Source organism: Streptomyces sp. NPDC001700, from assembly GCF_053596435.1.
Map to the genome: position 1 here is coordinate 279,688 of NZ_JBSFGE010000012.1, position 8,405 is coordinate 288,092.

The following is an 8,405-nucleotide window of genomic DNA, read 5'->3' on the forward strand; positions in this document are numbered from 1 at the left end:
GGGAGACGAGACATGACGGCCCTCACGGCCGATGCGGCGACGACGGCGGCCCGGCTGCGCGACGGGATGGCGAGCGGCGTGCTCTCGTTCCCGCTGACCAGCTTCACCACCGACCAGGGAGCAAGCGCACTCGACCTGCCCGCCTACCGCGACTACCTCGCGGCGCAGATCGAGACCGGCCCGGGCGCGATCTTCCCGGCGTGCGGCACCGGCGAGTTCTTCTCCCTCGACGAGGACGAGTACCGCGACGTCATCACCGCCGCCGTCCGCGAGGCCGACGGCCGGCTGCCGGTCGTCGCGGGGATCGGCTACGGCTGGGCGCAGGCGGCGCGGTTCGCCCGGATCGCGGAGGAGGCGGGCGCGGACGCCGCGCTCGTCCTGCCGCACTACCTGGTCAAGGGCCCGCAGTCGGGGCTGGTCGAACAGATCCGGCAGATCGCCTCCCGCACCCGGCTGCCGCTGATCGCGTACCAGCGCGACCAGGTCGCGTTCACCATGGACAGCCTGCGCGAACTGGCCCGCACCCCGGGCGTCATCGGCCTGAAGGACGGCCACAGCGACCTCGACCGGCTGCAGCGCCTGAAGCTCGCCGCGCCGGAGGACTTCCTGTTCTTCAACGGCGCCGCGACCGCAGAGGTCCAGGCCCGCCCGTACGCCAGCATCGGCATCACCGCGTACTCGTCGGCCGTCCACGCCTTCGCCCCCGAGATCGCGAACGCCTTCTTCACCGCCCAGCGCGACGGCGACGACGCTACGGTGGAGCGGCTGCTGCGCGACTTCTACGTACCCCTCGTCGAGCTGCGCGACCGTGTCCCCGGCTATGCCGTTTCGCTGGTCAAGGCGGCGGCGCGGCTGCGCGGGCGGCCGGTCGGCCCGGTGCGCGCACCGCTCGCCGACCCCGGCAAGGACGATCTCGCCGACCTCGAAGCACTGCTGACCACCGGACTCGACCTCGTGGGAGCCGCACGATGACGCAGACGACCGGCACGACCCAGGCGCAGGGATTGACCATCACCGAGGTGCGGCTGACGCCTATCCTCGTCGCCGACCCCCCGCTGCTGAACACCCAGGGCGTCCACCAGCCCTACACCCCCCGGCTGATCATCGAGGTGGTCACCGAGGACGGCACGACCGGCATCGGCGAGACGTACGGCGACACCAAGTACCTCGACCTGGCCCGCCCGCTGGCCGAGAAGCTGCCCGGCCACGGCGTCACCGACCTGAACGGGCTCTTCACCCTGGCCGACGAGGTCGCGGTGGACGCCTCCCGGGTCGAGAACTCGGTCGACGTCGGCGGCCTGCGCGGCGTCCAGACGGCGGACAAGCTGCGGCTGTCGATCGTCTCCGGCTTCGAGGTGGCCTGCCTGGACGCGTGGGGCAAGGCGACCGGCCTGCCGGTGCACGCGCTGCTCGGCGGCAAGGTCCGCGACCGCGTCGAGTACAGCGCGTACCTCTTCTACCGCTGGGCCGAGCACCCGGACGGCGTCGCCTGCGAGCCCGACGACTGGGACGAGGCCACCACCCCGGCCGGGGTCGTCGCGCAGGCGGAGCGCTTCTCCCGCGACTACGGCTTCACCTCCTTCAAGCTCAAGGGCGGCGTCTTCGAGCCGGACGAGGAGATCGCCGCGATCCGCGCCCTGGCCGAGCGCTTCCCCGGCCAGCCGACGCGCCTGGACCCCAACGGCGCCTGGTCCGTGCCCACGTCGCTGCACGTGGCGGAGGAGCTGCGGGACGTCCTGGAGTACCTGGAGGACCCGACCAGCGGTACGCCCGGGATGGCCGAGGTCGCCGCGTCCGCCGGTGTCCCGCTGGCCACCAACATGTGCGTGACCACCTTCGGGGAGATCCGGGAGGCGTTCACCAAGGGCGCGGTGCAGGTCGTCCTCTCCGACCACCACTACTGGGGCGGGCTGCGCAACACCCGCGAACTGGCCGCCATCTGCCGCACCTTCGGCGTCGGCCTGTCCATGCACTCCAACACCCATCTGGGCATCAGTCTGGCCGCCATGACGCACGTCGCGGCCACCGTGCCCAACCTGGACTACGCGTGCGACAGCCACTACCCGTGGCAGACCGAGGACGTGATCACCGAGCGCCTCACCTTCCGCGACGGCCGTCTCGACGTGTCCGACGCCCCCGGGCTCGGCGTCGAGCTGGACCGTGACCGGCTCGCCGTACTGCACCAGCGCTGGCTGGACGACGACGGCACGATGCGGGACCGCGACGATGCGGCCGCGATGCGGGTCGCCGACCCGGAGTGGGTGACCCCGGCCATTCCGCGCTGGTAGTACGCACCGCTGGTACTGCTGGTAGTACGCACCATCTGCCCGGTCCGGGCCGTCTACGGGGGCGGCCCGGGCCGGGTTTGCACGTCACCTTGACGTTGAACCGATTCACCGGTTCCATCGTGGGGCTGGCTGGGAGCGCTCCCAGGCACCCAGACACAACCCCCCGCACCCTCCGCGAGAGGAACCCCCACCCATGCGCAGACTCTTAGCGTTTGTCATGGCCACGTCCTTGCTCATCCTGGGCCTCAGCCTGAGCACCACCTCAGCCCACGCGGCTCAGACAACCGCCCTGGGCAACGGCTCGGTGACCGACCCGAACATCGTCTACACCGGCCGCTGGGACCTCGGCGACACCACCGCCGCCGTCCCCAACTGGACCGGCGGCTACCTCCAGACCGCGTTCACCGGGACGACGGTGAAGGTCAAGGCGCGCAACGCGGTGAACTTCTACGCCAGCGTCGACGGCGGCGCCGACGTCTTCTACGCGGGCGTCAGGGGCACCGTCAACCTCACCCCCACCCCGCTCCCCCAGGGCAACCACACCCTCCGCGTCTCCTACCGCTCCGGCGACACCGTCTTCCAGGGCCTGGTCCTCGACGCGGGCGCGGGCACCACCACGCCCCGCGTACCGTCGAAGCTCATCGAGTTCGTCGGCGACTCCATCACCGCCGGTGCCCTCACCGACCGGCTCGCGCTCGACTCGTACGGCTGGAAGACCGGCGAACAACTCGGCGCGCGCCACACCCAGATCGCCCGCGCGGGCTACTGCCTGGTCGGCAAGAGCGGGTGCGTGGGCCTGGCCACCCAGTTCTTCAAGACGGCCTCCACCGGCGACCAGAACTGGGACTTCTCCCGCTACCAGGCGAACGCCGTCGTCATCAACCTGGGCACCAACGACATCGGGCACGGCGTCACCGGCGCCGAATTCCAGTCGGCGTACACCGCCCTGCTCCGCGACATCCGCACCAAGTACCCGAACGCGTCCCTCTTCGCCGTCCAGACCCTCAAGAAGCGCTATCCGGCAGAGACCAAGGCGGCCGTGAGCGCGCGCACCAGCGCGGGCGACGCGAAGGTGTACTACGTCGACACCAGCGGCTGGCTCACCGACGGCACGGACTACGAGGACAGCAACGGCCACCCCAACGAGGCGGGCCACACCAAGTTCGCGAACCGCCTGGCCCCGGTCATCGCCGCGAAACTCGGCTCCGCGCCGCTGAAGGCCGCCACTGCCGCCCCCGGCCAGCCGGGCGACCCGAACATCAAGTTCAGCGGCCGCTGGGACACCACGACCTCCGCCACCGCCTACACCCCCTACTGGGCGGGCGCCTACTTCCGCACCGGCTTCACGGGCCGCACCGTCAAGCTCAAGCAGCGGAACGCCATCGACCTGTGGGCCAGCATCGACGGCGGCCCCGCCACCTTCTACGACGAGGCCAAGGGCACGGTGAACCTCACCCCGACCCCGCTCGCCGCCGGAAACCACACCCTTCAGATCAACTACCAGGTCATCGCGGGCAGTTACCACGGCGACGCGGTCTTCCAGGGCCTCACCCTCGACAGCGGCGCCACCACCTTCGCCCCGCCCGCCCCGAAGAAACTGATCGAGTTCGTCGGCGACTCCATCACCGTCGGCACCACCACCTCCCAGAACGCCCGCACCGCCTACGGCTGGCTCATCGGCGAACGCCTCGGCGCCGACCACACCCAGATCGCCCAGGGCGGCGCCGCGCTCGTCGACACGGCCGACGACCGGATGAGTCTGGAGCAGCAGTTCACCAAGCTCAACCCCAACGCCGCCACGCCCGTCTGGGACTTCTCCCGCTACCAGGCCACCGCCGTCGTCATCAACCTGGGCACCAACGACGTGGGGCGCGGCGTGAGTTCGGCGCAGTTCCAGGCCTCGTACACCAGCCTCCTCCGCAAGGTCCGCACCGCCTACCCGGGCGCCTGGATCTTCGCCCTGCGCACCTTCAGCGGCCGGTTCGGCACCGAGACCAAGGCCGCCGTCACCGCCTTCGGCGACGCCAGGGCCTCGTACATCGACACCACCGGCTGGCTGTCCTCCGGCGACCTCTCCGACTCCGTCCACCCGAACGACCAGGGCCACCGCACCATCACCACCCGCCTGGCCCCGATCGTCTCCGCCAAGCTCGGCGGCTAGCGCGCGCCGCGCCTGGAAACCTGTCGCCATGGATACGTTCGCGGCCCGGCTGGAGCTGGCATGGCCGAGCTGCTGTCCGGCATCTACGCGATCGGCGAGCAGGGCGAGATCTGGCTGAAGCGGCTCCGGGGCGCCGGGCCGCCACCCGACCATGAGATGGCCCAGGCGGAGGCCTTCCTGAGCGCGGGATCAGCCCTCCCCGCCGGAAAACCTCTGCGCGAGATCGCGGTGCTTGTCTGCGGCCAGCTTCCCCTGGGCAGGGCTGATGACCGATCCGGCCATGCGGCTCAGGCGCTCGACCTCCTCCGCGAAGCGCAGGTGTTCACGGTGCGCGTGCTCACGGCAGGCAAGGCAGGTGACACGGTCCGGCCGAGGCGAGGTCATCGCGTAGGGCACCCGCAGCCCGCATCCCGTGGCGACGGAACTCGGCAGGTCACCGGCCAGCCCGAACGTGGATGCCAAGACGTCGCGGGTGGCGGCATCGTCGTGGGCCACCTTCGACTGAACGTGGATGTGCGGATCTTCCCCGCCCATGAATCCTCCCTGCCCCGGCGGATAATGCCAGGAGTTGAGCAACACCTCCCTGCTATCGTGCGCCGATGGCATCGGTCAAGCAGGTCCAAATCACCTTCGACTGCGCGGAACCCGAGCGCGTCGCCCGCTTCTGGTGCGAGGTGTTGGGGTACGTCGTACCGCCGCCACCGGAGGGGTTCGCCACGTGGGACGATTTCAACCACTCTCTGCCGCCTGAGCGGCAGGGCGCGGCGTTCGCCTGCAGTGATCCCTCGGGCGTGGGCCCGCGCCTGTTCTTCCAGCGCGTCCCCGAAGGCAAGGTCGTCAAGAATCGGGTGCACCTCTGCGTGCGCGTCGGCACCGGACTCGTGGGCGACGAGCGCCTCGCCACGCTCGAAGCCGAATGCGCACGACTGATCACGCTCGGCGCGGCACACGAGCGAACGCTGTATGCCGATGACGAGAACGAGTCGTGCATCGTGATGCAGGACATCGAGGGCAACGAGTTCTGCCTCGACTGATCGCCCACAGCTCGTCGTCTACGCTCCGCCCATGGTTCCTGAGACGCTGGACAGGAACGGGGATGCCGCCGGGCCGGTCGTGGGCCGATTCGGCGGCCCGCTCCTGCTGTTCGCCCTCCCCGAGCGCAGCGACGACTACTCGCCGATGGGCAGCGTGGTGTACGTCCCCGCCGGTACGGCCGTGGAGGAGCGGGACAGGTATTCCTGGAACGAGGACGACCGACGTCCTCCACGGTCCGGCGGCTGACATTCGGTGTCGCCAGGAGCGCCTGAGAATCACGGCATACACGCTCGGCGGCGGCCAGCGCACTGGCCGAGGCGCCCGTCCTTGCTGAGCCTGCTGAGTACGGACGTCTGCGTCGGCGTGAGCCCTTCCGTGTCGTACGACTCCCGCAGCCGTCCCACGACGATGCGGATCTCATGCGCGGCGTGTACGGAGGACGCGGACATGCCGGAGTAGGGGTCTCAGTCAACCCCCCACCGACATTTCGTCAGTCCAGCCTGTCCAGTGTGGGCTGAACAGGCTGGACTGTTTAATCAGGCGTGCGTGGCGAACCCGACGAACGTGTCCCACGCGGTAGCCGGGAACGTCAGCATCGGCCCCTCAGTAACCTTGCTGTCGCGGACGTGAATGGCCTCGGGGCAGGCGGCCACCTCGACGCACTGGCCGCCCTCGCCGCCGCTGTAGCTGCTCTTACGCCACTCCATGGCGACCTCGACGCAGTTGCCGCCCTCACCCCCGCTGTAGCTGCTCTTGAACCACATCAACTCGCTTATACCCCTGCTCATAGCTCTCCCAGCATCCCCTCGATAAGGCCCAGCGACTCCCGTGGGTTGAGAGCCTGGGCCCGGATAATCCCATACCGCACGGCGATGGCGCGGACCTCTTCCCGATCGGTGATCAGGGTGCCCCGCCCCTGACCTTCCAGGTAGGCGACCTGCTCCCCCTTCTTGGGGACCATCAACGTGAACGGGCCGTCGATACCGGCGTTGTCCTCCCGGGCCGATGGCATGACCTGGATCTCGACGTTGCGGTTCTCCCCGATGAGCAGCAGATGCTCCAACTGTCCGCGCTGGACCTTCTTTCCGCCATACAGCTTGCGCAGCACCGACTCCTCGATGACGAAGCTCATGACGGGGGCGGGGTTCGCGTTGAAGACCGTCTGACGAGCGATCCGCGCGGTCACGCCTCGTTCGATGACCTCCTGGCCCAGCCGGGGACGACGCAGCGAGAACATCGCGTGCGCGTAGTCATCCGTCTGCAAGAGTCCGGTGATGATGTGGGTGTCGTACACATGGACCTCATGCGCCTCCCCTTCGATCTCCGCCGCGTCCTGGAAGAAGGCCGGATACTGAGCCAGTGCGGCCTGTTCCTTCTGCGCCTTGAGGACGCCCCCGGCGGCCAGGACCTCATCCGACCTGTCGATCAGATCCGGCTTGGGGATGCGACGCCCGCATTCCACCGACGCGATCTGATCCGCGCTGTACCCGACCCGTTGCCCCAGTTCCCCCTGCGTGAGCCCGGCCTTCTCCCGCAACAGCTTCAGCTGCCTGCCGAACCCCCTCGTGAACGGAGACGACTCGTCCTTACCCGCCATGGGTCACCACCCCTGCCGACCGCGCCCCGCGTGTCCGTCAGACACTGTCCGTACAAGCGCGCTTACTGGTCAGGCTAGGCACACACCCGCCACCCTCGTTGGCATGACGACCGAAAATCCCCCCTCACGGGGTACGTCCGAGGGTCAGCTCCCCGCCGTACCCGGAGAGTTCGCCATGCGCTTCACCGCTACGGACGCGTTCCCGGGCGGGACTTCCACGTACACCTGACCGCACCGCTGGACGAGTCCGGCGACCCGATCCGTATCGAGGTGTCGGACACCCGGGGCGAGCGGATGCCCGCGCTGACCCCGGCGGCACCGGAGGCGGAGACGGGGCGCGGGCTGTTCCTCGTATCGCAGGCGTACGCGAAGTGGGCGAGGACCTGCGGGAGGACGGCGCGCGGGAGGTTGAACAGCGACCAGCACCCGAGTACGCCGCCGAGGGACGCTTCCGCGAGGCCGTTTCCCGTATGCTCCGCGCCCGTACGCCCGGAGCCGGGATCGGCAGTGAGGAAGTGGGCGTCATTCGCGCGATCACCGCCGCTTTCGGCGCGGCCGACGAACGCCTTGGCGGAGGTCACGGACTCACGACCGTCACGGCTTACCTTGCCGACACCGCGGCTCCCCTGCTCGCCGGGCGCTTCCCCAACGAGGCCGTCCGGCAGGTTGCCTTCGGAGCGGTTGCGGAACTCGCCTACCTTGCCGGATGGCAACACCACGACCTCGGCCGCGAAGGGGCAGCGCAGCGCTACTACCTCGTCGGCTACCAACTGGCCTGCGAGGCAGACCCGCACGGACACGCCGCCTGGATGATGCGAGCCCTGGCGCACCAAGCGCTCTCACTCAAACAACCGTTCCTAAAGACTGAGTGGTAGTGAGTCCTGGTTCCAGGACTCGTGCTCAGCCGGGTGCCCCGGACGGTGTTGGGCACCCTGGTCGCCCGCTTTCGCTCCGCCTCCGGCGCCGACGGATCGTGTCCGTGGTCCGGGAACGCGGGGGCGGGTTTCCTCACACCCCGGAACACCCGATGCGGCCTGGACGGTCCGATGCCCCGCACCATCGCTCTGGTCGTGCGGGGGCGGTGCCGTCCGTCGCCGGATCGGGTACCCCAGGGCGCGCCTTCCGATCGCCACCGCTGCCGCATGGTGGCGAGTGGTCTTCCTGTTCTTGCTGGTGAGGGGCTTTTGCCAGTGCTGAGCGCCCCACTTGGACGTGTACGCGGGGTCGACGGCCACGATCGTGATGCCGAGCTCGGCCGCCATCGAGGCCAGCCGTGCCCGCAACTTGGCAGTGGGCATGCCGGAGATCAGCTCGCGGAACCGCT

General features: G+C 69.5%; 8 protein-coding genes and 3 pseudogenes. 6 read left to right on the forward strand and 5 right to left on the reverse strand.

All coding sequences use genetic code 11. The features are described 5' to 3' along the window. Positions 1-12 precede the first annotated feature (12 nt). The 3 genes from ACWC5C_RS23765 (at position 13) to ACWC5C_RS23775 (ending at position 4,449) form a co-directional block, all read left to right on the forward strand. On the forward strand, positions 13-972 hold the full coding sequence (locus ACWC5C_RS23765) for a 5-dehydro-4-deoxyglucarate dehydratase (RefSeq protein ID WP_450878259.1): 960 nt from the start codon (positions 13-15) through the stop codon (positions 970-972). Continuing rightward, on the forward strand, positions 969-2,288 hold the full coding sequence (locus tag ACWC5C_RS23770) for a glucarate dehydratase family protein (protein ID WP_450878261.1): 1,320 nt from the start codon (positions 969-971) through the stop codon (positions 2,286-2,288). Before ACWC5C_RS23765 ends, ACWC5C_RS23770 begins: the two co-directional genes overlap by 4 nt. 193 nt (positions 2,289-2,481) lie before the next feature. Then, a complete protein-coding gene (locus ACWC5C_RS23775; protein WP_450878263.1) occupies positions 2,482-4,449 on the forward strand; it encodes a GDSL-type esterase/lipase family protein in 1,968 nt (655 codons plus the stop codon). A 189-nt stretch (positions 4,450-4,638) separates the two neighbouring features. Here ACWC5C_RS23775 and ACWC5C_RS23780 read toward each other — a convergent pair whose 3' ends face one another. Beyond that, positions 4,639-4,983, reverse strand: coding sequence for a hypothetical protein (locus ACWC5C_RS23780; protein WP_450878265.1), 345 nt, complete (start codon positions 4,981-4,983; stop codon positions 4,639-4,641). A 65-nt stretch (positions 4,984-5,048) separates the two neighbouring features. Between ACWC5C_RS23780 and ACWC5C_RS23785 the strand changes: the two genes are divergently transcribed. Together ACWC5C_RS23785 and ACWC5C_RS23790 are read left to right on the forward strand one after the other, a co-directional pair. Then, positions 5,049-5,483, forward strand: coding sequence for a VOC family protein (locus ACWC5C_RS23785; RefSeq protein ID WP_450878267.1), 435 nt, complete (start codon positions 5,049-5,051; stop codon positions 5,481-5,483). 31 nt (positions 5,484-5,514) lie between these two features. Beyond that, positions 5,515-5,730, forward strand: a complete 216-nt coding sequence (locus tag ACWC5C_RS23790; protein WP_450878269.1) for a hypothetical protein — start codon at positions 5,515-5,517, stop codon at positions 5,728-5,730. A 290-nt stretch (positions 5,731-6,020) separates the two neighbouring features. Here ACWC5C_RS23790 and ACWC5C_RS23795 read toward each other — a convergent pair whose 3' ends face one another. From ACWC5C_RS23795 to ACWC5C_RS23805, 3 genes and pseudogenes are all read right to left on the reverse strand, one after another. Then, positions 6,021-6,272: a DUF397 domain-containing protein gene (locus ACWC5C_RS23795; protein WP_450878271.1), complete on the reverse strand. Its 252-nt coding sequence runs from the start codon at positions 6,270-6,272 to the stop codon at positions 6,021-6,023. Beyond that, positions 6,269-7,081, reverse strand: a complete 813-nt coding sequence (locus ACWC5C_RS23800) for a helix-turn-helix domain-containing protein (protein WP_450878273.1) — start codon at positions 7,079-7,081, stop codon at positions 6,269-6,271. The genes ACWC5C_RS23795 and ACWC5C_RS23800 overlap by 4 nt, the downstream gene beginning before the upstream one ends. A gap of 359 nt (positions 7,082-7,440) precedes the next feature. After that, a pseudogene (locus ACWC5C_RS23805) lies at positions 7,441-7,539 on the reverse strand (SAM-dependent methyltransferase); the annotation flags it as partial. Between ACWC5C_RS23805 and ACWC5C_RS23810 the strand changes: the two are divergent. Beyond that, positions 7,537-7,935, forward strand: a pseudogene (locus tag ACWC5C_RS23810) (tetratricopeptide repeat protein); the annotation flags it as partial. The pseudogenes ACWC5C_RS23805 and ACWC5C_RS23810 sit on opposite strands and share 3 nt — an antisense overlap. A 3-nt stretch (positions 7,936-7,938) precedes the next feature. Here the strand turns inward: ACWC5C_RS23810 and ACWC5C_RS23815 are convergent. Further along, positions 7,939-8,405, reverse strand: a pseudogene (locus ACWC5C_RS23815) (IS200/IS605 family accessory protein TnpB-related protein); the annotation flags it as partial.

Coding starts and splice junctions, on each gene's coding strand:
- ACWC5C_RS23765 (WP_450878259.1), top strand. CDS start 13: ATGACGGCCCTCACGGCCGATGCGGCGACGACGGCGGCCCGGCTGCGC.
- ACWC5C_RS23770 (WP_450878261.1), top strand. CDS start 969: ATGACGCAGACGACCGGCACGACCCAGGCGCAGGGATTGACCATCACC.
- ACWC5C_RS23775 (WP_450878263.1), top strand. CDS start 2,482: ATGCGCAGACTCTTAGCGTTTGTCATGGCCACGTCCTTGCTCATCCTG.
- ACWC5C_RS23780 (WP_450878265.1), bottom strand. CDS start 4,983: ATGGGCGGGGAAGATCCGCACATCCACGTTCAGTCGAAGGTGGCCCAC.
- ACWC5C_RS23785 (WP_450878267.1), top strand. CDS start 5,049: ATGGCATCGGTCAAGCAGGTCCAAATCACCTTCGACTGCGCGGAACCC.
- ACWC5C_RS23790 (WP_450878269.1), top strand. CDS start 5,515: ATGGTTCCTGAGACGCTGGACAGGAACGGGGATGCCGCCGGGCCGGTC.
- ACWC5C_RS23795 (WP_450878271.1), bottom strand. CDS start 6,272: ATGAGCAGGGGTATAAGCGAGTTGATGTGGTTCAAGAGCAGCTACAGC.
- ACWC5C_RS23800 (WP_450878273.1), bottom strand. CDS start 7,081: ATGGCGGGTAAGGACGAGTCGTCTCCGTTCACGAGGGGGTTCGGCAGG.